Genomic DNA, 26,315 nt, shown 5'->3' with positions numbered 1-26,315 from the left:
ACGCGGGCTCTAAGGTGAACTTGTACGAAGTTGTCGTCGGGTTTTGCCGAGGCACTCGTCACTACAGGAAGTGCAACGCGCTGCCATCATGGAGCTATGCGGGCAGGCATCAGGAAATAACAAAAAAGGCGGTCAAGCCATGTTCAAACAATCGAAAGTACGTCAAGCCGGGCTCATCCTTTTCGCCACCACGCTGTTATTGATATTGCCGAACCTGACCAAGGTCATCGGCTAGTCGCGTCTAAAAGCTACGGCGTCACAGTTTTTGAATTGCCACTCTCAAAATGTGACTGGCCCGCTACCCGGGCCAGCGTGGCTGTGCCAATCTTTGCGGCACTTGCACACGACATGGACGACGATCACTTGAAAATGCTCATTCTCCTCGGGGCCACACTGTTCGGTTCGCCCCTGTATGCCGCACAGCTGAATCTGGAGCTGGGCGCGAACAGTCGCACCTGGCAGACCGAGCAATTGCTCAAGCATCCTCAGGTTCAAACCATCAACATCAGCAACGACGTTTCCTACAAGCGTGACATGAGTTACCGCGCCGTGCCGCTGTCGGCATTGCTGACCGGCATCAAGCCTGACGACCACCTGCAAGCCGTGGCCCTGGATGGCTTTGCCGCCGAAATGACAGCGGCGCCGTTGCTCAATACCCAGGGTGCGCAGGCATGGCTGGCGATTGAAGACCCGGCCAAACCCTGGCCGCCGCTCTCCGAAGGCAAGCCAGGCGCCGGGCCGTTCTATCTGGTCTGGAGCAATCCGCAGGCCGGCAACATCAGCCCCGAGCAATGGCCGTTCCAGGTGGCGAGCATCAAACGCCTGGCGCCCGTTGCCGAGCGCTTCCCTGCCCTGCTGCCCGATCCGGCGTTGAAGGCGGATGATCCGGTGAACAAGGGCTTTGCGTTGTTCCAGAAGAACTGCCTGGCCTGCCATCGACTCAATGGCGACGGGGACGCGCAATTCGGACCGGACCTGAATATTCCGTACAACCCGACCGAGTACTTCGGCGCGGACTTCCTCAAGCGCTACATTCGCGACCCACAGAGTTTGCGCCAGTGGCCGCAGGCGAAGATGCCCGGGTTCTCGGCCGAGGTGTTGCCGGATGGGGATCTGAGGATGCTGGTGGGGTATTTGAAGCACATGGTGGGGCGCAAGGTGAAGCCGTGATGCATTTACCTGTAGGAGCCAGCCTGCTCGCGATAGCGGTGTGTCAGCCAGCGAAGTATTGACTGACATGACGCCATCGCGAGCAGGCTCGCTCCTACAGGGTTCGGCGGTGTTTCCGTTATTGCTGTTGCACCGAGATCACCGGCGCGGGCGTCGGTGAAACCAGCACCTTGGCGTGCATCTGCTCACACCCGCCGCCCCGCCGCATCCCGCGCACCGGGCAGGCATCCAGGTAATCCAGGCCCACCGCCAGCTTCAGGTGGCGTTCCGGCCGGGCCAGTTCATTGGTCACGTCGAAGCTGTACCAGGCGTCGTCCAGCCAGGCTTCGGCCCAGGCGTGGCTGGCCAGGTGTTCGCTGTTTTCGCTGTACAGATAGCCCGACACATAACGCGCAGGAATGCCCAGGCTGCGGGTGCAGGCGAGAAACGCGTGGGTGTGGTCCTGACACACGCCGGCGCCTCCGGCAAAGGCCTGGGCCGCGCTGGTGTCCACTTCCGTGGAGCCCGGTGTGTAGGTCATATGCTGGTTGAGGCCGTGCATCAGATCGATCAGCGCCGTGCGGTCGCGGCGTTGCTTGCATTCCTTCTCGGCGAACGCCCGCAGGGCGGCGTCGGCTTCGGTCAAACGGGTAAAGCGCAGAAACGGCAGTGCCGACTGGCTCTCGTGTTCGGCCTCACGCCATTCGTCGATATCGACCTGGCCACGGGCGCCGATGACGATCGCCTCGTGGGGCTCGTCCATGGTCAACACATGCAGGATGTTGCCGAACGGATCGAGTTGCGCCCGCACCGGGCGCGGCAGGTCGAGCTGCCAACTGAGCACGTGCTGGCGCTCACTGTCGTGGGGCGTCAGGCGCAGATACTGGATGCTCGCCCGCACCTTGTCTTCGTAGTGATAGGTGGTCTCGTGGCTAATGGAAAGTCTCATGCGGCCTCCAGATAAGAACTGTGAATCGCGTTACCCAACTGGCGCACCAGCGGGATGAACTCGGTCAGCCAGGCGTGCAGACCTTCGTCGAGAATTTCGGTGATGCCGGTGTAGCGCAGACGTGCGTCCATTTCCGCCGCCAGGCGTTGTGCGGGACGACCGTTGGCCCCCGGCAATTGCGCCAGGATCTGGTCGATTTCTTCGGTGCAGGCGCGCAGGGATCGCGGTACATCGGCCCGCAGCAACAGCAATTCAGCGACATGCCGGGCACCGGGGGCGTCACGGTAGATTTCCGTGTAGGCCTCGAACGACGACAACGCCCGCAACAACGCGCTCCATTGGTAATACGCATGGGCGGTGCCATCGCTGACCGCTTCGGCCTGGTCGCCGGCCATTTCGTAGCGGGCATCGAGCAGGCGCAAGGTGTTGTCCGCCCGCTCGATAAAGGTCCCCAGTCGAATGAAGCGAAACGCATCGTTACGCATGATGGTGCCGTAGGAAGCGCCCCGGAACAGGTGGGAACGTTCCTTGATCCACTCGCAGAAACGGCTCATGCCGTAGCGACTGAGGCCCTGTTCGGCGATGCCGCGAATTTCCAGCCAGGTGGCGTTGATGTTTTCCCACATATCGGCAGTGATGCGCCCACGCACCGCATGGGCGCTGGCCCGTGCGGCACCGAGGCAGCTGTAGATGCTCGCCGGGTTGGCTGCATCCAGGGCGAAGAAATGCAGCAGCCGTTCGGCATGCAGCTCGCCATGGCGCTCCAGATAATCGTCCAGGGTGCCGGTGATCAACAGCGGCATGGCCAGTTCGTGCAAACCGTCGCCACGACCGTCTTGCGGCATCAGCGACAGCGAATAGCTGATGTCGAGCATCCGGGCGAGGTTTTCCGCCCGCTCCAGGTAACGCGACATCCAATACAAATCCGAGGCAGTTCTACTTAACATGGCACGCTTCCTTCAATCCTCAACCACCCAGGTGTCCTTGGTTCCGCCACCCTGGGAGGAATTCACCACCAGGGAGCCTTCGCGCAGGGCGACACGGGTCAGGCCGCCGGGCACGACCCGGGTTTCACGACCCGACAGGACAAACGGCCGCAAGTCGATGTGGCGTGGTGCAATACCGTTTTCGACAAAGGTCGGACAGGTCGACAGCGACAACGTCGGTTGCGCGATATACGCATGGGGCTTGGCGATGATCCGCGCGCGGAAGGCTTCGATTTCCGCCGCCGTCGCCGCCGGCCCCACCAGCATTCCGTACCCGCCGGAGCCTTGGGTTTCCTTGACCACCAGTTCCGGCAGATTGGCCAGCACGTGGGAAAGCTCAGACGGATTACGGCACTGCCACGTAGGAACGTTCTTCAGGATCGGTTCTTCATCGAGGTAGAAACGGATCATGTCGGTAACGAACGGGTACACCGACTTGTCGTCCGCCACCCCCGTGCCGATGGCATTGGCCAGCACCACGTTGCCGGAACGGTAGGACGACAGCAGCCCCGGCACACCGAGCATCGATTCCGGGTTGAAGGCCAGGGGATCGAGGAACGCGTCGTCGAGGCGACGATAAATCACGTCGACCGCTTTCGGCCCGTCGGTGGTGCGCATGTAGACCTTGTCGTCACGCACGAACAGGTCCGCGCCCTCCACCAGCTCCACGCCCATTTCCCGCGCCAGGAACGCATGCTCGAAGAACGCACTGTTGAAGCGCCCCGGCGTCAGCACCACCACGCTCGGGTTATCGATCGGGCTTGAGCTTTTCAGGGTGTCGAGCAGCAGGTTCGGGTAGTGGTCGATGGGGGCGATGCGTTGCGCCGCGAACAGCTCGGGGAACAAGCGCATCATCATCTTGCGGTCTTCGAGCATGTAGCTGACGCCACTCGGAGTTCGCAGATTGTCTTCGAGCACGTAGTAGGTGCCGTCGCCGTCGCGCACCAGGTCGACGCCGGAGATGTGCGAATAGATATCGCGGTGCAGATCCAGCCCTTGCATCGCCAACTGGTACTGCTCGTTGGCCAGCACCTGCTCGGCCGGAATGATACCGGCCTTGATGATGCGCTGCTCGTGGTAGAGGTCGGCGAGGAACATGTTCAACGCCTTGACCCGCTGGATGCAGCCGCGCTCGACAATCCGCCATTCGCTGGCGGGGATGCTGCGGGGAATGGTGTCGAAGGGAATCAGGCGCTCTGTGCCCTGCTCGTCCCCGTAGAGCGTGAAAGTAATCCCGGCGCGATGAAACAACAGATCGGCCTCGCGTCGCCGTTGTGCCAGAAGCTCGTCAGGCGTCTCGGCCAGCCAACGGGCAAACTCCCGATAATGCGGGCGGACCTGGCCGCCGGCATCGTACATCTCGTCAAAATAGGTGCGGATCATGCCGTACTCCTTGTCACTCGGACGTCCAGACCTTCGCAAGGCCCGTGCCATCGGCATAAACGCTTAGATTTCAATCAGTTGGATAATCAAGACGCACGCACCGCACCAATCCTGTGCGACAAATGCCCCAACCTGATCGCCCCCGCTTCATTGCAAGGCGCTGTGATCGCCTATCACCAGCATAGTCTGTAGGAGCCAGCTTGCTGGCGAAGGGGCCCATGAGTCATGCGTCGCTCTTCGGGGACGCCTTCGCTGGCAAGTCGGATCGCCGCACCGCAGCTCCTACGGGGTCGTGGTCAATGTCCTGTCGGCGAAAACGAAAACGGCCAACCCGAAGGTCAGCCGTCATTGCCGGTTGTCACTGTTCATAAGGTTATGCGAGTCGCCCTCGTACCTCCTGTTTCACACCCCAGCCTTCGATGACGCCGCCCAGAGGCTCGACCACTGCTTCGAAACCCTGTTCGAAGTCGCCGATGTCGTCGTAGGTGGCATACATGACCTTGCACAACTCCAGCGCCCAGGCGCCATCGTCGCGCACACTGACTTGCGCATCCAGGGATTCACCACGGTGAAAATGACCTGCCGCCCTGCGTGCCCGCTCCTCGTCCGGGAAAATGGCGTAGAACTCGATGGGATGGAACCGTGAAAAGTCAAAACCGCCTTCTTTCATGCGGCGCAGCACGCTGCTGCTGATGTCTTCTTGATAGGCTGTGCTCATGAAACGTCCTCCTCAAACCGATGGATAGACTTTCCGTACTCCCTCACCCGCAACCGAACAGCGCGAGCGACGGCAACCGATGTGCCGGCGGGAAACAAGCATGGAGCTGACAAGACCAGACCTTAGCGATTCATTCGCTGATCTCGCTTGCAGAGTAGCCTCAAGATAGAGCCCCTGCCAAGGGCTGGATGTGAATGCGACAGGTGTCGTTCAGATTGGAGTAATGCCGAGGATTTGTATGCTGTTCTGGGACTTGAGATCTTTGACGCATGCATCAGTGGTCCGCCCTTCCAGATCGTTCAGATCCAGTTCGGCGGCGACAGGAAGAAGCCGGGCCTTGATGAGCCTGGCGGCACGCTCGTAGTCCGGGCGCTCGGTGCACTCAAAGACTTCGTTGATGGTTTCGCCATGATCATCCACGAAAGTGACTTTCCACTTTTGCATTGGTGCCTCCTTGGTAAAACCCATGGATGGGCTTACCTCTATCTCGACCTTGTTAGCTGGCTGATTGTTCCGCCGGATCTGCACCCATCGTAGATCTCTGTAGGAGCGAGCCTGCTCGCGAAAAACTTGAGAACGCCGCGTTAAATCAGACATCCCGCGTCATCGTTCACGTCCATCGCGAGCAGGCTCGCTCCCACAGGTTTTGTGTTTCAACCCATCAATCGTTGCTTGGCTTGTTCACCGCCTGCAGCACGTATTGCGGCAAGGCGAAGGCGCCGATGTGGATTTCAGGATTGTAGTAGCGGGTGACGATGCCGCTGCCCGCGAAGCGCTGTTGCAGGGTTTCGCGGGACAACTTGCGATAAGCGGTATTGGTGGCGCCCCAGGCGAAGGTCATCGAGCCACCGATGTAGGTCGGCACGGCGGCCTGGTAGAAGTGCCAGTCCGGGAACAGGCTGCGCAGGCGGCCGGCGGTGGTCTTCACTTCTTCGATCTGCATGAACGGCGTGCCGTTCTGGGTCACCAGGATGCCGCCCTCGTTCAGGCAACGGTGGCAGGCCTGGTAGAAGTTTTCCGAGAACAGCACTTCACCCGGTCCGATCGGGTCGGTGGAGTCGGAAATGATCACGTCGAACTTTTCAGTGGTGGTAGCGACGAAACGCATGCCGTCGTCGATCACCAGGTTCAGGCGTGGATCATCGAACGCGCCCTTGGAGTGGTTCGGCAGGAATTCCTTGCACATGTCGACCACGGTGCCGTCGATCTCGACCATGGTGATGTGCTCGACGCCGCGGTGCTTGGCCACTTCACGCAACATGCCGCCGTCACCGCCGCCGATGATCAGCACGCGTTTGGCGGCACCGTGCGCCAGGATCGGCACGTGGGTGAGCATTTCGTGGTAGATGAACTCGTCGGCTTCGGTGGTCTGGATCACGCCGTCCAGCGCCATCACCCGGCCCATGCGCGGGTTTTCGAAAATCACCAGGTGCTGGTGCTCGGTGCGCACTTCGTGCAGCAGTTTTTCCATGCGAAAACGCTGGCCGTAGCCTTCGTAGAGGGTTTCCAGGTAGTCGCTGGTCGGGGTGTTGCTCATGGGAAGTGCTCCGATGAATGCGGTGGCAACGGACGGTTACCCGCCCATGATGGCCAATCGAGCGTCTCGATTGACCGGGAAAGGCGCGCATTCTACGTCGCGGAACATGACAGGTCGAACCTTCGTCATCGAAGTACCCGCAGAACATTGTGGGAGCGAGCCTGCTCGCGAAGCAGGCGATGCGGTGTTTCAGTGGCTGCGCGTCATCGTTCTTCGCGAGCAGGCTCGCTCCCACAGGTTCAGTGTTGCCGGTTCAGAGTTTGACATTGCCCCGCGGCCCGGCGATGGCCCAAATGATCAGTCCCAACACCGGCAACAGCGCGATCAGCAGCACCCAGAGGATTTTCATCCCGGTCTCGGCGCTACTTTTGAAGACGTTGATGATGGCCCAGATGTCCAGGACAAAAATGATCAAGGCAACCAGGCTGTTGAACGTGGAACCCATGGTGACGCTCCCAAAGAGTGATATGCCCCCTCAGGATAGACGGTCGTCGCGAGGATTCCTTTTTATTGACCGTGCCTGGATCAGACGTGGACCGCCACTTTCAGGGCTTCCAGGGATGGCGCGGCTGCGATGCCGACTTCAGTACACAATTCCAGCACCCGTGGCACGTCATTGCCGTAGACCAGGACCACCTGCAACTCGTCATCGAGCAACTGGCTGAAGTTCATCAGTGTGTAACCACCGTTTTCCTTGTTCATGCTGCTCATCTGCACCTGGATACGGTTGAGCGCGGTCAGGGCTTCGGTCTTGGCCAGTTGCTTGGGCTTGAGATTGAACTCCACCCCCGGGCCGAACGAGGCGACGATCTGTGCGAACAGGTCCATGTAGGTGTCAGCCTGGAACAGCACCGTTTCCGGCAGGCTGCCGACCACCACCCACTCACCCAGCGGGATCGGGAAGGTTTCGTCGTAGTTGATGTCCGGATTGGCCGTCAGAAAAGCCTCGGGATCGGCGTAGACCTGGGCCGCTTCGTCCGCGACCTTGAGGATTTCGTCTTCGCCCATGCACCCGGAGCTGATTTTGCTGATGAGTTCGACGAGTGCGGCTTTCATGGGGAGGATCCTGTAGCGAGGTGAATTTTGAGGGCGCGAAGGATAGCGCATTAATAAAAGAAATGCGGACCTGTGGCGAGGGGACTTGCCCTCTCGCCACGGGGCTCAGCGTCAGCCCAGCAGTTTTTCCAGCTGTGCAACGGTATCGGAAGCGCCCATGGTTTTAGCCGCTTCCAACGCAGTGATGCCATTGGCGTCCTTGGCTTTCGGGTCGGCGCCCTTGCTGATCAGGTAATCGACCACTTCGACGCGGTTGAACATCGCCGCCATCATCAGCGCCGTTCGGCCATCGAAGGACGAGCCTTCAACCTGGGCGCCGCCATCGACCAAGGCCTTGATCACCGCCAGGTCGCCCTTGAAGGCGGCGCCGGCAATCGGGCTCTGGCCGTTGTCGTTGCGGATCTCCGGATCGGCCTTGTGCTCAAGCAGGACTTTTACCGTGTCCACATGACCGTGATAAGCGGCCAGCATCAGCAAGGTATCGCCCTTGTGGTTACGCAGGTTCGGCGGCAAACCCTTGGTCAGCAGCGCGGCCATCATCGCCGCATCGCCCTCCCGTGCCTTGTTGAATACCTGTTCGGTGAATTCGGCGGCTTCTTCGGGGGTCATCTGGCGGCTTTTGTCTGACATTGGGCACTCCCTTTTCTGTCATTCGTAAAAGCCGACAGTTTCCCGAGCGCCCCCGGCACTGTCACTTGTTTTTTCTCATGGGCCGCCATAGCCAGATTCAATAACGGTACTTGCCGCCGTGAATGTCGGACAACAACTGCTCGGTGACCTGCACGTAGGTCTGGGTCCCCGGCAGCCAGGCATAGATCGGATCATCGCCGGTTTTATCCGGGTCGAAGGCCTCGTCCTTGAGTCGGGTCTTCTGATATTTGAACGTTCCGGTGGTTTCCATTTTCACTTTTACCCGCAGAAACAATGGCACCGCATAGGCCGGCATTTGCTCGCGGGCAAAGGCCAGCAGCTCACTGAAATCCAGGGTGGCCAGGGATTCGGCGGGAGTGATCGCCGCCATCCCGGCCCGGCCATTGGTGTTGCGGATCTCCACGCCATAGGCCACGGCTTCGGAAATCAGCGGGTGTTGCAGGAGGATGTTTTCGACCTCCGTGGTCGAGACGTTTTCGCCCTTCCAGCGGTAGGTATCGCCCAGGCGGTCGACAAACTGCGCATGCCCGAAGCCGATGTTGCGCAACAGGTCGCCGGTGTTGAAATAACGGTCGCCCTTTTCGAACACATTCTCAAGCACGACCTTGGCGGTTTTCTGCGGATCGGTGTAACCGTCCAGGGGTGCCTTGTCATCGATTTTTGCCAGCAACAACCCCTGCTCGCCCTTGGCGACCTTGCGCATCAGGCCATTGGCCTGACGAATCGGCGCGCCGCTGTCATGGTCGTACGCGACCAGCTCCCAGGACATCAGGGAAAAACCGATGGTGTTGTCGAAATTGAGTATGTTGGTGAAACCGATGTTGCCGTCGCTGGCGGCGTACAGCTCGCAGATGTGATTCACCGCAAAGCGGGTCTTGAACTCGTTCCAGGCGCCGGGACGCAAGCCGTTGCCGATCATTTTCTTCACATCGTGCCGGCTGTCGTCGGCGCTGGGCGGTTGATCGACCAGGTAGCGGCACAGTTCGCCGACATAACCGATGGTGCTCGCCCGGTACTTGCGCGCGTCGTTCCAGAACTGACTGGCGCTGAACTTGCGGCGGATGGCGAACCCGCTGGCCCCACTGACGGCCGAACCCCAACACACGCAAAGGCCCGTGGCGTGGTACAGCGGCAAGGTGCAATAGACGACATCGTCGGGGCGCATGTCCAGGGCGATCATTCCGAAGCTCGCCGAGCTGCGCATCCAGCGTCCGTGCTTGAACACGCCTGCCTTGGGCAGCCCCGTGGTGCCCGAGGTGTAGATATAAAAGCAGGGATCGTCGAAGAAAACCTGCCGGCTGCTGGCCGGGTTGTCGCTGGCGTCGTCGAGACTGACGGTCATCAGGTTGATGAAGCCTTCAGGCGCGATACCCGGTTGGCGCGAGGTGTCCTGATCGGCGACGAACCAGGTTCGGTCAGCCTTGATCGACACCCGGTCACGCACCGCCAGGTACGCCGGGACCAGCTCCTCACCGACAATGATCGCCACCGGCGCCACCAGATTCACACTGTGCACCAGGGTATCGCGGGTTTGCGAGGTATTGAGCAGTGCACTGATCGCGCCGACCTTGGCCACCGCCAGAATCGTCACCAGCAGTTCCGGGCGGTTCTCGATGAAGACCGCCACCACATCACCCTTGCCGATGCCTTGGCCGATCAGATGATGGGCGATGCGATTGGCCCATTGATTGACCTCGGAGTAACTGAGCGTTACGTCACCTTCCAACAGCGCCGGACCATCCGGGTTGCGCAACGTGGCTTGCTCGAAACTCCAGCCCAAACCACACGCTTGGGTCGGGTCCTTGACGTTGGCGGCCTTCATGCCTTTCACCACCCGGGGGATGGCCTTGGCGATGGAAGGCAACTTGCGGAGCATCATGCTCCAGGTAATCGTGTCGTTCGACGTGCGACTCATGATGCTCCCGTTCGATCTTTTTATTGTCGGGCTGCGATGACTGAGCCCGAAAATACGTCAACGGTTCTTGAGCTGTACACGCGGTTTTTGAAATGTTTTGTATCTGCGATCTTGATCTGCGATTGATACAGGGCCAATCGTGAACCTCCGCACACGCAATGGTTCCATCGAAGCGCCGAACGACCGCGCAAAATGCAGGATGCACGACGGCCGTTCATGCAGAATGCACGAAAGCAAAAATCACCACAGATACTAACCTGTTGTTTTATAAGTTGATTTACAAAAAAACAAGGCTGGCACAATCACTGCAACCCTCTCCGTATGCTTGCCATTCAAGAGCCAACGGAGCTGAAAGACATGAACCTGATTCAGGAAAAATTTTCGTCCCTGTTCTCAAACTTCGAAGTCACCACCCAGGACCGCCCCGACGGTGGGATCCTGCTGACCCTGAGCGGCGGCGAAGGCAAAGTGTTCAAGCGCTCGATTTCCTATCAGCAATTGCACAATGGCGACCAACTGACGTGGGTGATCAGTGCGATTCGCCGCGACCTCGCCGAACAAGCCAGTGAATTGCCGCAGATTTCCATGCTGCAGAGCCAGCAACGGTTTGCCCTGCCGACTTATCACTCGCTGTAAAAAAATGCGGAAAAAAATGTGGGAGCGAGCCTGCTCGCGATAGCGGAGTGTCAATCAACATCAATGTTGAATGACAGATCGCAATCGCGAGCAGGCTCGCTCCTACAAATTGTGTAGTGCTTAGAAGGCAGCAGGATTGATCCGCGCAAAGCTGTCCACGGTGACATGCCCTGCCAGCTCTCCACCCTCGCGAGCCAGCCCGCACGTGGCCATCCCCGCCGTGCGCGCCGCGTCGAGCTCCTCGACGATGTCCGACAGAAACAGAATCTGCCCCGCCTCAAGGTTGATCGCCTGGCTGATGTTGGCGTAGGACTGGGCCTCGCGCTTGGGCCCCGAAGTGGTATCGAAATAGCCGCTGAACAGCGGCGTCAGATCCCCCGCCTCCGAGCAGCCGAAGATCAACCGCTGGGCCTGGATCGAACCGGACGAATAAACAAACAGTTGAAAGCCGTCCCGGTGCCAGCGCTTGAGCGCTTCAACGGCGTCCGGGTACACGTGCCCCTTCAATTGCCCGGCCTGATAGCCCTGCTCCCAGACCATGCCCTGCAACGCTTTCAACGGCGTGGCCTTGCGGTCTTCAGCGATCCAGCCCAACAGGATCTCGATGACCCGCTCGACGTCGGCGTTCGGTTCGTTGCTGTCGCGGCGCACGGCAGCCATTTGCTCCGCCACATCGGCGCGTTCGGCGTGCTGACGGACAAAATCCGGCAGGTGTTTCGCGGCATAAGGAAACAACACGTCGAACACAAAACTCACCGCGCTGGTGGTGCCTTCGATATCGGTGAGAATCGCTTTGATCGGCATTGACTCAGTCCTCAAGACGCGGGAATTGGCTGGCGATGTCTTCGCCGGTGAAGTTGGCGACCCAGCCTTCCGGGTTGTTGAACAGACGGATTGCGACGAAATGCGGGTGCTCGCCCATGTCGAACCAGTGCTTGGTGCCGGCCGGCACCGAGATCAGGTCGTTCTTCTCACAGAGCACCGCGTAGACGTAATCGTCGATGTGCAGGGTAAACAGGCCACGGCCGGCAACGAAAAATCGTACTTCATCTTCGCCGTGACGATGTTCGTCGAGGAACTTGGCTCGCAGTTCGGCTTTTTGCGGGTGATCGCTGTTGAGGCTGATCACGTCGACAGTGACGTAACCTCGCTCGGTCATCAGCTGGTCGATTTGCTCCTGGTAGGCGGCGATCACTTCTTCCTGACTGGCACCCGGCTGGATCTTCGCCGCCGCTTGCCAGCGGTCGAAACGCACGCCCTGCTCGGCCAGGGTCGACTGAATGTCTTCGAGATGGGTCAGCACCTTGTTGGGGATTTCAGGGCTGGAGACGTGATAGACGGACAGGCTGCTCATCAGGGCAACTCCTTAACGGGACAAGATGGAGCGCGTCTTCAACTCGCACTCGAACAAAAATTCAAAGGCCTCGATCTGCCGCAGGGCGTCGCTCATGCGCGCGCCCCAGGTGTACAGGCCATGACCACGGATCAGGTAGCCGACACAATCGGGATGGGTGTCCAGCCAAGGCTGCACCTTGGCGGCCAGGCGCGCAATGTCCTGATCGTTGTCGAAAATCGGCACGCGCACCCGGGATTCGTGGGTCGTCACACCGCTGAAGGCCTTTTGCAGCTCGTAATCTTCGAACTCGATGAAGTCTTGCGGCGTCAGGCGCGACAGCACGGTGGCGTTCACCGAATGGGTGTGCAGCACCGCACCGATCTCCGGGCGCCAGCTGTAGAGCTGGGTGTGCAGCAGGGTTTCGGCGGACGGTTTCTTGCCCGGTTCCAGGCTGCTGCCCGACAGGTCAGTGGCCAGCACATCGCCCATGCCCAGTTGTCCCTTGTGCTTGCCGGAGACGGTCAGCAAGGCTTCGGTCGGCGACAGGCGGGTCGAGTAATTGCTGCTGGTGGCCGGCGACCAGCCGCGGCCATACAGAAAACGCCCGGCGTCGATGATTTCCTGGGCGAGTTGTTCACGGGTAAGGCTCATGGCCTGTCCTCTTGCATGCGTGTGGCAATGATAACGGCAGCCGCGACGGCTGCGAGACTGGCAATACTAAAGGTCCATGCCGCGCCGAGGGCATTCCAGCTGTAGCCGGAATACAACGCGCCCAACGCACCGCCTGTGCCGGCCAACGCGGCATACAGCGCCTGGCCCTGGCCTTGCTGGCGCGCGCCGAAGCTACGTTGCACGAATGAAATGGCAGCGGCGTGAAAGCTGCCGAACGTCGCCGCGTGCAATACCTGGGCAAACAGCAATACCCAAAGGAATTCGGCCAACGACCCGAGCAGCAACCAGCGCAACGCCGCCAGCAGAAAACTCGCCATCAGCACCCGGCGCAAGGAAAACCGCGCGAGGATCTTGCTCATGGCCAAAAACATCAACACTTCGGCCACCACGCCAACGGCCCAGAGCATGCCGATCACGCCCCGGCTGTAACTCAGGTGTTCAAGGTGCAAGGTCAAGAACGTGTAATACGGCCCGTGACTCATCTGCATCAGTGCCACGCAGCCGTAAAACGCCAACACACCAGGGTTGCGCAGTTGCTGGAGAAATCCCTCCCCGGTCAACCGTTCACCCTGAATCGGTTGCGCGTTAGGCACCCACAAACTGCTGACCACGATGCCGACCAGGATCAGCACCAGCGCCGCCGGGTAGATGTCCAGGCTCAGCCATTCGAACAAACGTCCCAGCGCGACCACGGTGATGATGAAACCGATCGAGCCCCACAAGCGGATCTGGCTGTAGCGCGAGGTCTGCCCCTGCAAGTGCGCCAGGGTGATGACTTCGAACTGCGGCAACACCGCGTGCCAGAAGAACGCATGCAAGGCCATGACCATCGCCAGCCAGGCGTAGGTCTTGCTGACGAAAATCAGCGAAAAGGTCAGCAGCGTACACAACGCGCCGAAGCGCACGATCGCCAGTCGCCGACCGGTGTAGTCGCCCAGCCAGCCCCAGATATTCGGCGCCACGCAACGCATCAGCATCGGGATCGCTACCAGCTCGCCGATCCGCGCGGCGCTGAAACCCAGGTGATCGAAGTACAGCGCCAGGAACGGCGCTGTCGAACCGAGCAAGGCGAAATAGAACAAATAGAAACTGGAGAGCCGCCAGTACGGGAGCGCCGCAGTCGCCATCAGACGGCTGCGACCATGAAGTCAACCATTTACAGCTGACCCAGCACCGGCGTGCTCACACGCACATCGGCGTTCTGCCCACGGTGACGCAGCAGGTGGTCCATCAACACGATGGCCATCATCGCCTCGGCAATCGGCGTGGCGCGGATGCCCACGCACGGATCGTGACGGCCCTTGGTGATCACTTCCACCGGGTTGCCATGGATGTCGATGGAACGGCCCGGCGTGGTGATGCTCGACGTCGGCTTCAGCGCCAGGTGCGCAACGATGGGCTGACCGGAGGAAATGCCGCCGAGAATGCCGCCCGCGTTGTTGCTGAGGAAACCTTGCGGGGTCATTTCATCGCGATGTTCTGTGCCGCGCTGGGCGACGCTGGCGAAACCGGCGCCGATTTCCACGCCCTTGACCGCGTTGATGCTCATCAGCGCATGGGCCAGTTCGGCGTCGAGGCGGTCGAAGATCGGCTCGCCCAGGCCCGGCATCACGCCTTCGGCGACCACGGTGATTTTCGCACCGACCGAGTCCTGGTCGCGGCGCAACTGGTCCATGTAGGCCTCAAGTTCCGGCACCTTGTCCGGATCCGGGCTGAAGAACGCGTTCTCTTCCACCGAATCCCAGGTCTTGAACGGGATTTCAATCGGCCCCAACTGGCTCATGTAGCCGCGAATGACGATGCCCTGGCTGGCCAGGTATTTTTTCGCAATCGCGCCAGCAGCCACGCGCATCGCGGTTTCCCGGGCCGAGCTGCGACCACCGCCGCGATAATCGCGCTCGCCGTATTTGTGGTGGTAGGTGTAGTCGGCGTGAGCCGGGCGGAACAGATCCTTGATCGCCGAGTAGTCCTTGGACTTCTGGTCGGTGTTGCGGATCAACAGGCCGATCGAGCAGCCAGTGGTGCGGCCTTCGAACACGCCGGAGAGGATTTCGACTTCGTCGGCTTCCTGGCGCTGGGTGGTGTGGCGGCTGGTGCCGGGCTTGCGGCGGTCCAGGTCACGCTGCAGATCCTCCAGGGATATCTCCAGGCCCGGCGGGCAGCCATCGACAATGGCGACCAACGCCGGGCCATGGCTTTCGCCCGCGGTGGTGACAGTGAACAGCTTGCCGTAGGTATTGCCGGACATGCAGGACGCTCCGTGAAATGAACCTGAATACGTAATGCGCGCCAGTATACGCAGGCTACCCAAGTAGTTCATCCTCGAACCTTATGGGTGCCGGTGAGTCCAACTGGCATCTTCTGGATGATGGCGCGATGATGCTGCGAGTTCTAGCCTTGAGCCTTACCCTGATTTCCGGCTTCGCCCAGGCGACTGTCCTGCAACGACCGATCACACTGGATACGGGCACCGGCGAGCTTTTCGGCTCGCTGTTGCTGCCAAAGTCCGACAATCCGGTGCCGGTTGTGCTGATCATTTCCGGCTCCGGCCCTACGGATCGTGACGGAAACAATACCGATGGCGGGCGCAATGACAGCCTCAAGCGCCTGGCCTGGGTGCTGGCCAAACACAACATCGCCAGCGTGCGTTACGACAAGCGTGGCGTGGCGGCGAGCCTGGCCGCAACCCCGGATGAACGCAATCTGACGGTTGAGGCCTATGTGTCCGATGCCGAGGCCTGGGGCCAGAAGCTCAAGACCGATCCGCGTTTCGGCAAACTGATTGTGCTGGGTCACAGCGAAGGCGCCTTGATCGCCAGCCTCGCGGCGCCAGGCATCGATGCCGACGCGGTGATTTCTGTCTCGGGTAGCGCAAGACCGGTCGATCAGGTCATCCGCGACCAACTGGGCAATCGTCTGCCTCCACCGCTGATGCTGCGCAGCAATGAATTGCTCGACAGCCTCAAGGCCGGGAAACCCGACGACAATGTGCCGCCTCCGTTGCAGGCGATTTTCCGTCCGAGCGTGCAGCCGTACCTGATTTCCCTGTTCCGCCAGGACCCGGCCGCGGCGTTTGCCAAGCTGGAAATGCCGGTGCTGATCATCCAGGGCAGCAACGACATCCAGGTCGGTGTCAATGACGCAAGGTTGCTCAAGGCGGCCAAGCCGGACGCCGAACTGGCGCTGATCGAGGGCATGAACCACGTCATGCGCATCGTGCCCAACGACGTCAAACGCCAGATGGCCTCCTATAAAGACCCGCAGTTGCCCCTGGCGGCGGAACTGGGCACGCGAATCCTCGGGTTTATTGACGGACTTCGTGCCAGTTAACCCCTCTTTACCCTCCAGTCCTGGGAAAAACGGCCGATAAGCCTTTGTCGCCAACACTTGGTTGGCGACAAGCTGAGCTTGGACAGGATCTCGCCGTTATGACTGACACCCAGACTTCACCCGACACCAGCGCTGAAAAAGACGCACCGCCAGCGGTCGAGCTGCCCTGGGCGGACGTCCACGTCGAGCACCACAAGATGCTCCGTCTGGCGCCGCTGCAGACTGACCGCAACACCGGCGGGCGCCCGTTGCGCTTTGTCGAGTTCGGCTATGCCGAGCGCAACGATAAGGCGCACAGCCTGATGCGCATGAGCATCACCCTGCCCGGCCAGCGCGTGCGCAAGGAACAGAATCATCTGGACGTGTGGGTCGATCACGCCGAAAAACGCGTGCATTTCGGACCGCAAAGCGGCTTGCAGGTCGAACCGCTGAACCGTGGCATTGGCCGATTCATGGCGGCCCAGGGCATCAACTGGGCGAAGAAGCGCTGGCCGACCTACACCGTCGACGGCTTTGACCTGAACAACAAGGATGCACTGAACGAAGACACCCGCCTGCGCCGCGATCATTTTTTGCGCGTGCATGGGTTCGACGTGGTGTATGCCGATGCCCAGCATTTGAAAGGCAGCGTCAAGCCGGTCAAGGTCGGCGACCTCTCTGGCGACTGGAACAGCGAAAAACTGCAGGTCGTGGAAATTCTCGAGGCGGCGCAGATGCTCCAGCAAGCCGAGCAGAATCTGGCCGAGCAGGAAGTCAAACTCAAGAAACACGAAGAGAAAGTCAGCAAGTACAAACGCGAAGACGCCGGGCTGCGATTCACCATCACCTGCCTGGTGGCGTTTGCGGTGTTTCAGGCGGGGTTGTTGATCTGGATTGCCACGCACCGATAGTTGGCGGTGCGGCCATTCCTTGTAGGAGCGAGCCTGCTCGCGATGGTCGTTAACGATGACGCGTGTTTTCTGGAAAAACGCGTCGCCCTTTAGTCCATCGCGAGCAGGCTCGCTCCTACAGGGGGGTTAAACGCGAGAAGCGAACAACACCTGATGCTCCCGGCATTGCTGCGCGCTCAGCATGAACACACCATGGCCACCACGCTCGAACTCCAGCCAGGCGAAGTCGACTTCCGGGTACAACGCCTCGACGTGCACCTGGCTGTTGCCCACTTCGACAATCAGCAGGCCCTTCTCGGTCAGATGGTCCGCCGCTTCGGCGAGCATGCGCCGCACCAGGTTCAAACCGTCATCGCCGCAGGCCAGGCCCAGTTCCGGTTCGTGCTGGTACTCATCCGGCATGTCGGCGAAATCTTCCGCATCGACGTAGGGCGGGTTCGACACGATCAGGTCGAAACGCTGACCCGGCAAACCCTCGAAACCGTCGCCCTGCACCGTGTACACGCGCTCGTCGACACCATGGCGTTCAATGTTCTGATTGGCCACCTCCAGCGCTTCGAACGACAGGTCCGCCAACACCACCTCGGCATGCTGGAATTCGTAGGCGCAGGCGATGCCGATGCAACCGGAACCGGTGCACAGATCGAGAATCCGCGCAGGTTCGGTAGCCAGCCACGGGGTAAAGCGGTTTTCGATCAACTCACCGATGGGTGAGCGCGGGATCAGCACACGCTCATCAACGATGAACGACATGCCACAGAACCAGGCCTCGCCCAGCAGATAAGCGGTCGGCACCCGATCTTCGATACGGCGCTTGAGCAAAAGCTGCAGGTGAACCACTTCCTCTTCTTCCAGATTGCAGTCGAGGTAGCTGTCGGCGATTTCCCACGGCAGGTGCAGTGCACCCAACACCAATTGCCGGGCTTCGTCCCAGGCGTTGTCAGTGCCATGGCCGAAAAACAGATCCTCCCCATGGAAGCGGCTGACAGCCCAACGGATATGGTCACGCAGGGTGCGAAGGCGGGAAGTGATCACGACGGCAAACTCCAGAAAAATCGACGGGAGATTCTACCAGTCAAACGACGTCACGACGACGCAGGAAACTACCGATTCAAATGTAGGAGTTATCCATTTTTTCGCCAGGCTATTGAACAAAACGTGACTATTGACAAGGCTACAGGCCAGCAACGACGGCACCTGTGATCGTAGCGATTCACAGAACCGCTCAGCCAGAGGACAATGGCGCAAAAGCCCCACTCCAAGGAGCCCCAGAATGTCTGTTCCAAAAACGATGTTTCAACTCAGCGGCCGCGGTTATGCAGCGGCCAATCTGAGCCATGCCACGCTGGTCATCATCGATGCCCAGAAAGAATACCTCAGCGGTCCCCTGGCCCTGAGCGGCATGGATGAAGCTGTCGCGAACATCAAGCAATTGCTCGCCGCTGCCCGCGCCGCCGGCCGGCCGATCGTGCATGTGCGCCACCTCGGTACACTCGGCGGGTTGTTCAACCCCCAGGGCGTAGGTGGAGAGTTCATTCCGGGCCTGGAGCCACAGGGCGATGAAACCGTCATCGGCAAATTGTTGCCAAGCGCTTTTCACGGCACCGAACTGGCAAAACGCCTGGAAGACCTCGGCGCCCTTGACCTGATCGTCTGCGGCTTCATGAGCCACTCCAGCGTCAGCACCACGGTGCGTGCCGCCAAGAACCTGGGCTTCCGTTGCACCCTGGTCGAGGACGCCTGCGCCACCCGCGACCTGCCTTACAAGGGCGGCGTGCTGAGTGCCGCACACGTTCATCAGACGGAAATGGCGATCATGGGCGACAACTTCGCCACCCTCGCGCTAACCCGTGAACTGATCTGATCGACGCTCAATGAGCGGCCTGGAACGCCGCTCATCCGCAAAAGCCTCCCATTTGCCGTAATTGTCTTAGCCTCAGGAACATCCCGGTCAACTCCCGGTCGAAGGGCCGATACCCATTGAGGAAGGTCGGAATGAAGTTATCCGATGGTTTTGACGCTCGCCGCTTGCGGCCCAAAGGCCAAAGCAACTGGCGTTTTCGAATCGGCGCGACGTTCGCGGCGTTGCTGGCGATGTGCGGCGTGTTGCTCGCCATGGCCGGTGCCGCCAGCCTGCTCGGCCACGCACCCGCCCTGGGTGAATTGAACACCAGCCGCACCGGTGCCGCCGTGATCCTGGCCATCGGCCTGTTCGTGCTGTACCTCGGTGTCTGGCTATGGCGCCGTTGCCGTCGTCGCTCGCGACAGTCCCGGGAACTGGCCATGTCGCCGCACCTGATGAAAAAACACGACTGAGCCAAGCGTCGCGCGCGTTTTTGTCGCGCCCGATTCGCTTCGAGTTGGGTAAACTGGCCGCCCTTCGCGGAGGCTGACATGCAAGACGACGATTTTTCCCTGTTCAAAAGCGCGATCCAAGGCGTCAAGCCGATCAAGCATGATCGCGCCGAAACCGGCAAACCCAAGGCTGACCGCGCGCAGATTGCCAAGCTGCGTCAAGCGGCGACCGTACGTACCGAATCCACCACCGTCGACGGGCTGTCCGATCAGTTCGTCATCGACGTCGGCCCTGAAGACGATCTGATGTGGGCTCGCGATGGCGTGCAGGAAAGCCAGATGCGCAAGCTCAAGATCGGACAGATTCCGTTCGAAGGCAGCCTCGACCTGCACGGCATGAGCGTGGAAAAGGCCCGGGAAACCCTCTGGGCATTTTTGGCTGAAGCCACCAGATTCGAAATCCGCTGCGTGCGCGTCACCCATGGCAAGGCCGTGCGCCTGGACGGCAAGCGGCCGATGATCAAAAGCCACGTCAACACCTGGCTGCGCCAGCATCCACAGGTGCTCGGCTTCACCTCGTGCCAGGCGAAACATGGCGGTGCCGGCGCCGTTTATGTGATGCTCAAACGCACCATGATGGAAGGTCGCGACGAGTAAAGCTGATGCGTCACGCTTGCAGCGTCGTGTCCGTCACCGTACCCTTGCCCTTTGCGTAAAATCCCACAGGTAGTTTCATGTCCCTGGAACAGAATTACACGGCGATCCTCGGCCAGCTCGGCGAGGACGTTTCCCGCGAAGGCCTGCTCGACACGCCAAAACGTGCCGCCAAAGCCATGCAGTACCTCTGCCGCGGCTATGAACAGACACTGGAAGAGGTCACCAACGGTGCCCTGTTCAGCTCCGACAACAGCGAAATGGTGCTGGTCAAGGACATCGAGCTGTACTCGTTGTGCGAACACCACCTGCTGCCGTTCATCGGCAAGGCGCATGTTGCCTACATCCCGAGCGGCAAGGTTTTGGGCCTGTCGAAGGTCGCGCGCATCGTCGATATGTACGCTCGCCGCCTGCAGATCCAGGAAAACCTCAGCCGCCAGATCGCCGATGCGGTCCAGCAGGTCACCGGCGCCCTGGGCGTAGCGGTGGTGATCGAGGCCAAGCACATGTGCATGATGATGCGCGGTGTGGAAAAGCAGAATTCGTCGATGATCACTTCAGTGATGCTCGGTGAGTTCCGCGAGAACGCCGCGACCCGCAGCGAATTCCTCAGCCTCATCAAGTAATTTGCGGCACGAAGAAAACCGGCATTCATCGCCGGTTTTTTTTCGCCTGCAAAAAATCAGGTAAGCTGCGCGCCCTTCTTCATTCGCACCGTGAGGCTTTCAACGTGTTCGTAAAAGCGCTTCGTGTCGGCCTTGGCCAACTGATCATCTTCATCGACTTCATTACTCGCCCAAGCAAGAAGAAGCGCCCCGCCGCTGCTCAGGCTCAGGTCGAATCCGCCGCAAAGGGTCTGACCCTGTATCAATTCCACGCCTGCCCGTTCTGCGTGAAGACTCGCCGCACCCTGCGCCGCCTGAATGTGCCGGTGGCCCTTCGCGATGCGAAGAACAACGAACAGGATCGCCAGGCCTTGCTCGAGCAAGGTGGCAAGATCAAGGTGCCGTGCCTGCGCATTGAAGAGAATGGCCAGACCACCTGGATGTATGAGTCCAAGGTGATCATTGATTATCTGGACAAGCGTTTCGCTGCAGCCTGATGTTTCTGTGATGGGGCTGCTGGCCCTATCGCCAGCAGGCTGGCTCCCACAGGGGATTTGTGGCGTTCACAGAACCTGTGGGAGCCAGCCTGCTGGCGATAAGGCCGGTACAAGCGCCGTCAATTCCAGATAAAAATAAACCGGCCCCTGAGCCGGTTTATTTTTATCTGGCCGTTTGCGCCTGTCGAACCACTGCCGCCAATCGCCCGAGGCCGCAGATGATTGCTCTTGCCCCAACGCCAGCAGGCTGGCTCCCACAGTGATCTGGGCGTACACAAAACCTGTGGGAGCCAGCTTGCTGGCGATGAGACCAAAGGCGATATATCCCTAAAGCCAAACTTTTCGTAAACAAAATCAAAAACATTATTTGCATTCTTTGTATACAAAAGCATAATCCACTTCGTGCGAGTTCCTGACCAAGCGGTCAACAAATTCGCAAGTACCTCAAAGGGCCGCTGCCACCCCTCTCGGATCCGGCCCTGGAAATAACAATAAAACTCTTGAGGAGTATTCGCTGTGGAAAGCCGCAAATCCGAAGCATCGACGCTGGATCTCTCGCCGCCATTACGCAATGGCTTGCTGGAACGTCTGTTCAAACTCAGCTTGCACGGCACCACGGTGAAGACCGAGCTGATTGCCGGTCTGACAACCTTCATCACCATGGCCTACATCATTTTCGTCAACCCCAACATCATGGCCGACGCCGGGATCGATCACGGTGCGGCGTTCGTCGCCACCTGCATCGCCGCGGCACTCGGTTGCCTGTTGATGGGCCTGTACGCCAACTGGCCGGTCGGCCTGGCACCAGGCATGGGACTGAACGCCTTCTTCACCTACACCGTGGTCGGCACCATGGGCTACAACTGGGAAACCGCCCTCGGCGCGGTGTTTGTGTCCGGTGTGTTGTTCATGATCCTGACCTTCTCGCGGATCCGCGAATGGCTGCTCAACAGCATCCCGGTCAGCCTGCGCTTCGCCATGGGCGCCGGCGTGGGTCTGTTCCTGGGGCTGATCGGCCTGAAAACCGCGGGTATCGTCGTCGATAGTCCGGCTACCCTGATCAAGCTTGGCTCCCTGCGCGAACCCGGCCCGCTGCTCGCTGCCGTGTGCTTCCTGATGATCTCCATCCTCAGCTATCACAAGGTGTTCGGCGCAATCCTCATCAGCATCATCACCGTGACCCTCGCCGGCTGGGGTCTGGGCCTGGTGCACTACGAGGGCATCATGTCGGCTCCACCGAGCCTCGCCCCTACCTTCATGGCCATGAACGTCGCCGGCGTGTTCAACGTCAGCATGATCAGCGTGGTCCTGGCGTTCCTCTTCGTACACATGTTCGACACCGCCGGTACCTTGATGGGTGTTGCCCAGCGCGCCAACCTGGTCGGTGCTGACGGTCGCATCGAAAACCTCTCCCGCGCCATGAAAGCCGACAGTGCTTCCAGCGTATTCGGTGCGGTAGTCGGCGTTCCGCCAGTCACCAGCTACGTTGAAAGTGCCGCTGGTGTAGCTGCGGGTGGTCGGACTGGTCTTACCGCAGTGACCGTAGGTGTGCTATTTATTGCAGCCATGTTCTTCGCACCGCTGGCCGGGATGATTCCTGCCTATGCCACCGCGGGTGCACTGATTTATGTAGCGATGCTGATGATGGGCGGCATGGCCCACATCGAATGGGACGAAGCGACCGACAGCATTCCGGCGATCGTCACCGCGATCATGATGCCGCTGACCTTCTCGGTCGCCGACGGCATCGCGCTGGGCTTCATCACCTACGTGGCGCTGAAGGCCGGCACCGGCAAGTACAAGGAAATTTCCGTAAGCCTGTGGGTGCTCTGCGCGATCTTCATCGCCAAGTTCATCTTCTTGTAAACCTTACGCGGGACCCGCTTGAAGACAGCCTCACCCCGTCGGGTGGGGCTTTTGTGCAAATGGAGGAAAGTGATGAGTCTGGAAACCTGGCTGCTGTTCAGCGGCGCTGCGCTGATAGTGATCCTGATCCCGGGGCCGCTGTCGTTGCTGATGATCAGCAACAGTCTGAATTACGGCCTGCGCCGCTCTTACCCGGCCTTTCTTGGCGGGGTATCGGCCTCGATCTGCCTGCTGAGTGCTTCGGCGCTGGGCCTGGGTGCGTTGCTGCTGGCTTCTGAACAGCTGTTCAGTGCCCTGAAGATTCTTGGCGCCCTCTACCTGTTCTACCTTGCCTGGCAGAGCTGGCAGCAATCGCGCCTGCCTTCCCATGGCGCTGAAGTGCCACAAGCCACGCCAGTGCCCCGTTTTCGCGCACTGTTCGGCCGCGCCTTCATGCTCGGCGCGAGCAATCCGAAAGACATTCTGTTCTTCGCCGCTTTCCTGCCGCAGTTCTTGAGTGCCGAACAGCCGTTCCTGCCTCAACTGTTGGTGATGATCGCGACCTGGACCGTGCTCGACCTGCTGTGCAAACTGGCCTACGGCCTCGGCGCCCATGGCGCGGCGCGGTATCTGCGCAGCGGCAAGGGGCAGAGCTGGTTCAACCGGATCAGTGCCGGTTTGTTCAGCGGTGCGGGTGCAGCGTCCCTGCTGAGCCGATAACAGTTGTAGGAGCGAGCTTGCTCGCGATGGACGTTAACGATGACGCGGGCCATCTGAATGCCCACGTTGTCTGGGCCTCCATCGCGAGCAAGCTCGCTCCTACAGAAGACGAAAAAAAGCCCGCAGTGTGAGCGGGCGAAAGACCAAAGAAGCTATATGCGCAGTCGCTTCCAGGGTGCAGCTGCTGCCTGGGGGATCAGCTGCCGCGGTACGTGGAGTAGCTGTAAGGCGAAATCAACAACGGCACATGGTAGTGATCCTGCTCGGCGCAGATGCCGAAACGCAGCACCACGACATCCAGGAAGGCAGGCTCCGGCAGCTGAACGCCACGGGCGCGGTAGTAATCGCCGGCATGAAACTGAACCTGATAGACCCCGGAGCGGTAGTCATCGCCTTGCAGCAGCGGTGCATCGACACGACCATCGCTGTTGGTTATCGCGCTGGCGACCAATTCCAGGTGCGATCCTTCAACGCGGTACAACTCGACCTTGATCGAGCTGCCCGGGCAACCGTGTGCTGCGTCCAAAACGTGTGTAGTCAAACGTCCCATTGATTCTGCGCGCCTGCCTGCGTGGAGCAGTCAGACTTCGCGCCTCCCGAAGTCAGTTGAAAAGGAGACCGCACCGATTCGGAGCACGAAAAGCTGCGGCGAGCGACTGATTAAGACACTTTTCAAAAAAATTGTACACAATAAAAACGACATTTTTCGCATGACTCCCGCCATCGGCATATTTTCCGTCGATTTCCCGCCAAACCGCACCACCTATGAGCCCTTCAATCAATAATTGACCAGTCAGGCAGATTTCTTGCAGGCTCCCGCCAATAGCAGTAAAAGATGACAGTCGGTGAAAAATGCGAAAAATCAGGCTTACAAAGTGAATATAAAGTTGTATACAATCAGCCCATCGCTGTGACGCCAGCCTGCCATCCACTTTTCAGCTGCGTCACACCAACCGTCATCATCGAACAAGAAGGAAGCCTGCAGTGAGCGCTGACTACCCACGCGACCTGGTCGGTTACGGCAGTAACCCTCCTCACCCACACTGGCCGGGCAATGCCCGCATTGCCTTGTCGTTCGTACTCAATTACGAAGAAGGCGGCGAGCGCAACATCCTGCACGGCGACAAAGAGTCCGAAGCCTTCCTCTCGGAAATGGTTTCTGCCCAGCCGCTGCAAGGCGCGCGCAACATGAGCATGGAATCCCTTTACGAGTATGGCAGCCGTACCGGCGTGTGGCGGATCCTCAAGCTGTTCAAGGAATTCGACATTCCCCTGACTATCTTCGCCGTGGCCATGGCCGCCCAGCGTCACCCGGACGTGATCCGCGCCATGGTCGATGCCGGCCACGAGATCTGCAGCCACGGCTATCGCTGGATCGACTACCAGTACATGGACGAAGCCCAGGAACGCGAGCACATGCTCGAAGCGATCCGCATCCTCACCGAAATCACAGGCACTCGCCCACTGGGCTGGTACACCGGCCGCACCGGCCCGAACACCCGTCGCCTGGTGATGGAAGAAGGCGGTTTCCTCTACGACTGCGACACCTACGACGATGACCTGCCCTACTGGGAACCGAACAACCCGACCGGCAAACCGCACCTGGTGATCCCGTACACCCTGGACACCAACGACATGCGCTTCACCCAGGTCCAGGGTTTCAACAAGGGCGACGACTTCTTCGAATACCTCAAGGATGCGTTCGACGTGCTCTACGCCGAAGGCGCCGAGGCACCGAAAATGCTGTCGATCGGCCTGCACTGCCGCCTGATCGGCCGTCCGGCGCGTCTGGCTTCGCTCAAGCGCTTTATCGAATACGCTAAAAGTCATGAGCAGGTGTGGTTCAGCCGTCGCGTCGACATCGCGCGTCACTGGCAAGAAACCCACCCGTGCACAGGGGCTGCCAAATGAGCACCTTTCAAACCGTCAAACCTTCGAGCCTGAGCCGCGACGCCTTCGTCGCGACTTTCGCCGACATCTACGAACATTCGCCATGGGTGGCCGAGAAGGCCTTCGACCTGGGCCAGGATGCCTCGATCGACGAGATCGAAACCCTGCACCAGCGCATGAGCGACATCCTGTTGAGCGCCGATCACGAAAGCCAGCTGGCTTTGATCAACGCTCACCCGGACCTGGCCGGCAAAGCCGCCGTCCAGGGCCAGCTGACCGCAGCCAGCACTGAAGAACAGTCTGGCGCGGGTATTCACCAATGCACGGCCGAAGAGTTCCAGCGCTTCACCGAGCTGAACGACGCCTACAAGGCCAAGTTCAAGTTTCCCTTCATCATGGCGGTAAAAGGCAGCAACCGGCATCAGATCCTCGCAGCGTTCGAAACGCGCATCCACAACCCGGTCGACACCGAGTTCAAGTGCGCGCTGGCGCAGATCAACAAGATCGCCCTGTTCCGATTACTGACCCTATAGCAAGCCTGGCCCGACGTTGATGAACGCAAAAAACGCTCCGGGCCTTGCAAGCATCCCAAGCCACTTAT

General features: G+C 59.9%; 30 protein-coding genes. 13 read left to right on the top strand and 17 right to left on the bottom strand.

Annotated elements, in window-relative coordinates:
• Positions 1 to 348: 348 nt before the first annotated feature.
• The gene (locus tag AC3ITA_RS08845) at positions 349 to 1,170 is read left to right on the top strand and encodes a c-type cytochrome (protein ID WP_095945195.1); all 822 of its coding nucleotides are present in this window, start codon (positions 349 to 351) and stop codon (positions 1,168 to 1,170) included.
• Positions 1,171 to 1,288: 118 nt separating this feature from the next.
• On the opposite strand, the gene AC3ITA_RS08840 is transcribed toward AC3ITA_RS08845, so the two are convergent.
• From AC3ITA_RS08840 to AC3ITA_RS08795, 10 genes are all read right to left on the bottom strand, one after another.
• Positions 1,289 to 2,098: a transglutaminase family protein gene (locus AC3ITA_RS08840; protein WP_095945246.1), complete on the bottom strand. Its 810-nt coding sequence runs from the start codon at positions 2,096 to 2,098 to the stop codon at positions 1,289 to 1,291.
• Positions 2,095 to 3,045, bottom strand: coding sequence for an alpha-E domain-containing protein (locus AC3ITA_RS08835; RefSeq protein ID WP_095945245.1), 951 nt, complete (start codon positions 3,043 to 3,045; stop codon positions 2,095 to 2,097). The genes AC3ITA_RS08840 and AC3ITA_RS08835 overlap by 4 nt, the downstream gene beginning before the upstream one ends.
• 12 nt (positions 3,046 to 3,057) lie before the next feature.
• On the bottom strand, positions 3,058 to 4,467 hold the full coding sequence (locus AC3ITA_RS08830; RefSeq protein WP_007988088.1) for a circularly permuted type 2 ATP-grasp protein: 1,410 nt from the start codon (positions 4,465 to 4,467) through the stop codon (positions 3,058 to 3,060).
• Positions 4,468 to 4,840: 373 nt separating this feature from the next.
• Complete coding sequence (locus tag AC3ITA_RS08825; protein WP_414927914.1) at positions 4,841 to 5,185, bottom strand: ribonuclease E inhibitor RraB; 345 nt, start codon at positions 5,183 to 5,185, stop codon at positions 4,841 to 4,843.
• Between the two features lie 210 nt (positions 5,186 to 5,395).
• Complete coding sequence (locus AC3ITA_RS08820) at positions 5,396 to 5,629, bottom strand: hypothetical protein (protein WP_414927913.1); 234 nt, start codon at positions 5,627 to 5,629, stop codon at positions 5,396 to 5,398.
• A 217-nt stretch (positions 5,630 to 5,846) separates the two neighbouring features.
• Positions 5,847 to 6,722 (bottom strand): polyamine aminopropyltransferase, encoded by an 876-nt coding sequence (gene speE / locus AC3ITA_RS08815; protein ID WP_095945243.1) that lies wholly within the window; start codon positions 6,720 to 6,722, stop codon positions 5,847 to 5,849.
• A gap of 253 nt (positions 6,723 to 6,975) precedes the next feature.
• Positions 6,976 to 7,167 carry a PLD nuclease N-terminal domain-containing protein gene (locus tag AC3ITA_RS08810; protein ID WP_046042941.1) on the bottom strand — a complete coding sequence of 64 codons (192 nt, stop codon included), beginning with the start codon at positions 7,165 to 7,167 and terminating at the stop codon, positions 6,976 to 6,978.
• 80 nt (positions 7,168 to 7,247) lie between these two features.
• Positions 7,248 to 7,778 carry a hypothetical protein gene (locus AC3ITA_RS08805; RefSeq protein WP_489280030.1) on the bottom strand — a complete coding sequence of 177 codons (531 nt, stop codon included), beginning with the start codon at positions 7,776 to 7,778 and terminating at the stop codon, positions 7,248 to 7,250.
• Between the two features lie 111 nt (positions 7,779 to 7,889).
• Positions 7,890 to 8,408 (bottom strand): ankyrin repeat domain-containing protein, encoded by a 519-nt coding sequence (locus AC3ITA_RS08800; protein WP_095945241.1) that lies wholly within the window; start codon positions 8,406 to 8,408, stop codon positions 7,890 to 7,892.
• 97 nt (positions 8,409 to 8,505) lie between these two features.
• A complete protein-coding gene (locus AC3ITA_RS08795; RefSeq protein WP_489280029.1) occupies positions 8,506 to 10,344 on the bottom strand; it encodes a long-chain-acyl-CoA synthetase in 1,839 nt (612 codons plus the stop codon).
• A 357-nt stretch (positions 10,345 to 10,701) separates the two neighbouring features.
• On the opposite strand from AC3ITA_RS08795, the gene AC3ITA_RS08790 reads away from it, so the two are divergent.
• Positions 10,702 to 10,980: a DUF3509 domain-containing protein gene (locus tag AC3ITA_RS08790; protein WP_095945239.1), complete on the top strand. Its 279-nt coding sequence runs from the start codon at positions 10,702 to 10,704 to the stop codon at positions 10,978 to 10,980.
• A 120-nt stretch (positions 10,981 to 11,100) separates the two neighbouring features.
• Here AC3ITA_RS08790 and mtnC read toward each other — a convergent pair whose 3' ends face one another.
• The 5 genes from mtnC to aroC are packed head-to-tail and all read right to left on the bottom strand — an operon-like array spanning position 11,101 to position 15,236.
• Entirely contained in the window at positions 11,101 to 11,784 is a 684-nt protein-coding gene (mtnC, locus tag AC3ITA_RS08785; RefSeq protein ID WP_095945238.1) for an acireductone synthase, read from the bottom strand.
• A gap of 4 nt (positions 11,785 to 11,788) precedes the next feature.
• Positions 11,789 to 12,334: a 1,2-dihydroxy-3-keto-5-methylthiopentene dioxygenase gene (locus AC3ITA_RS08780; protein WP_095945237.1), complete on the bottom strand. Its 546-nt coding sequence runs from the start codon at positions 12,332 to 12,334 to the stop codon at positions 11,789 to 11,791.
• Between the two features lie 12 nt (positions 12,335 to 12,346).
• Positions 12,347 to 12,967 (bottom strand): methylthioribulose 1-phosphate dehydratase, encoded by a 621-nt coding sequence (locus AC3ITA_RS08775; RefSeq protein WP_095945236.1) that lies wholly within the window; start codon positions 12,965 to 12,967, stop codon positions 12,347 to 12,349.
• On the bottom strand, positions 12,964 to 14,115 hold the full coding sequence (locus tag AC3ITA_RS08770; RefSeq protein WP_095945235.1) for an MFS transporter: 1,152 nt from the start codon (positions 14,113 to 14,115) through the stop codon (positions 12,964 to 12,966). The genes AC3ITA_RS08775 and AC3ITA_RS08770 overlap by 4 nt, the downstream gene beginning before the upstream one ends.
• A gap of 29 nt (positions 14,116 to 14,144) precedes the next feature.
• Entirely contained in the window at positions 14,145 to 15,236 is a 1,092-nt protein-coding gene (gene aroC, locus AC3ITA_RS08765) for a chorismate synthase (RefSeq protein WP_414929350.1), read from the bottom strand.
• A gap of 83 nt (positions 15,237 to 15,319) precedes the next feature.
• On the opposite strand from aroC, the gene AC3ITA_RS08760 reads away from it, so the two are divergent.
• Complete coding sequence (locus AC3ITA_RS08760) at positions 15,320 to 16,318, top strand: alpha/beta hydrolase (RefSeq protein ID WP_489280025.1); 999 nt, start codon at positions 15,320 to 15,322, stop codon at positions 16,316 to 16,318.
• Positions 16,319 to 16,416: 98 nt separating this feature from the next.
• The gene (locus tag AC3ITA_RS08755) at positions 16,417 to 17,208 is read left to right on the top strand and encodes a hypothetical protein (protein ID WP_489280024.1); all 792 of its coding nucleotides are present in this window, start codon (positions 16,417 to 16,419) and stop codon (positions 17,206 to 17,208) included.
• A gap of 126 nt (positions 17,209 to 17,334) precedes the next feature.
• Here AC3ITA_RS08755 and prmB read toward each other — a convergent pair whose 3' ends face one another.
• Positions 17,335 to 18,243, bottom strand: coding sequence for a 50S ribosomal protein L3 N(5)-glutamine methyltransferase (gene prmB / locus AC3ITA_RS08750; RefSeq protein ID WP_150674230.1), 909 nt, complete (start codon positions 18,241 to 18,243; stop codon positions 17,335 to 17,337).
• Positions 18,244 to 18,481: 238 nt separating this feature from the next.
• Here prmB and AC3ITA_RS08745 point away from each other — a divergent pair, with 238 nt between their 5' ends.
• The 7 genes from AC3ITA_RS08745 (at position 18,482) to AC3ITA_RS08715 (ending at position 23,824) form a co-directional block, all read left to right on the top strand.
• Complete coding sequence (locus AC3ITA_RS08745; RefSeq protein ID WP_095945230.1) at positions 18,482 to 19,072, top strand: cysteine hydrolase family protein; 591 nt, start codon at positions 18,482 to 18,484, stop codon at positions 19,070 to 19,072.
• 131 nt (positions 19,073 to 19,203) lie between these two features.
• Positions 19,204 to 19,524, top strand: coding sequence for a hypothetical protein (locus AC3ITA_RS08740; protein WP_008048404.1), 321 nt, complete (start codon positions 19,204 to 19,206; stop codon positions 19,522 to 19,524).
• A gap of 78 nt (positions 19,525 to 19,602) precedes the next feature.
• On the top strand, positions 19,603 to 20,160 hold the full coding sequence (locus AC3ITA_RS08735; protein WP_095945229.1) for a Smr/MutS family protein: 558 nt from the start codon (positions 19,603 to 19,605) through the stop codon (positions 20,158 to 20,160).
• Between the two features lie 77 nt (positions 20,161 to 20,237).
• Positions 20,238 to 20,783, top strand: coding sequence for a GTP cyclohydrolase I FolE (gene folE, locus AC3ITA_RS08730; RefSeq protein WP_003204506.1), 546 nt, complete (start codon positions 20,238 to 20,240; stop codon positions 20,781 to 20,783).
• A 104-nt stretch (positions 20,784 to 20,887) separates the two neighbouring features.
• Complete coding sequence (locus AC3ITA_RS08725; RefSeq protein WP_095945228.1) at positions 20,888 to 21,259, top strand: glutathione S-transferase N-terminal domain-containing protein; 372 nt, start codon at positions 20,888 to 20,890, stop codon at positions 21,257 to 21,259.
• A gap of 516 nt (positions 21,260 to 21,775) precedes the next feature.
• Complete coding sequence (locus AC3ITA_RS08720; RefSeq protein ID WP_008048392.1) at positions 21,776 to 23,125, top strand: NCS2 family permease; 1,350 nt, start codon at positions 21,776 to 21,778, stop codon at positions 23,123 to 23,125.
• Between the two features lie 72 nt (positions 23,126 to 23,197).
• Positions 23,198 to 23,824, top strand: coding sequence for a LysE family translocator (locus tag AC3ITA_RS08715; RefSeq protein WP_489280022.1), 627 nt, complete (start codon positions 23,198 to 23,200; stop codon positions 23,822 to 23,824).
• 196 nt (positions 23,825 to 24,020) lie between these two features.
• Here the strand turns inward: AC3ITA_RS08715 and uraH are convergent, their stop codons facing one another.
• Complete coding sequence (gene uraH / locus AC3ITA_RS08710) at positions 24,021 to 24,374, bottom strand: hydroxyisourate hydrolase (protein ID WP_489280021.1); 354 nt, start codon at positions 24,372 to 24,374, stop codon at positions 24,021 to 24,023.
• 434 nt (positions 24,375 to 24,808) lie between these two features.
• On the opposite strand from uraH, the gene puuE reads away from it, so the two are divergent.
• Both puuE and uraD read left to right on the top strand, forming a co-directional pair.
• Positions 24,809 to 25,735 carry an allantoinase PuuE gene (gene puuE, locus AC3ITA_RS08705; protein WP_489280019.1) on the top strand — a complete coding sequence of 309 codons (927 nt, stop codon included), beginning with the start codon at positions 24,809 to 24,811 and terminating at the stop codon, positions 25,733 to 25,735.
• Positions 25,732 to 26,247 (top strand): 2-oxo-4-hydroxy-4-carboxy-5-ureidoimidazoline decarboxylase, encoded by a 516-nt coding sequence (uraD, locus tag AC3ITA_RS08700; RefSeq protein WP_489280017.1) that lies wholly within the window; start codon positions 25,732 to 25,734, stop codon positions 26,245 to 26,247. Before puuE ends, uraD begins: the two co-directional genes overlap by 4 nt.
• The last annotated feature ends 68 nt before the right edge of the window (positions 26,248 to 26,315 follow it).

It is taken from the genome of Pseudomonas sp. GL_090, from assembly GCF_057837765.1.
This window is presented reverse-complemented; position numbering and strand designations above follow the sequence as displayed.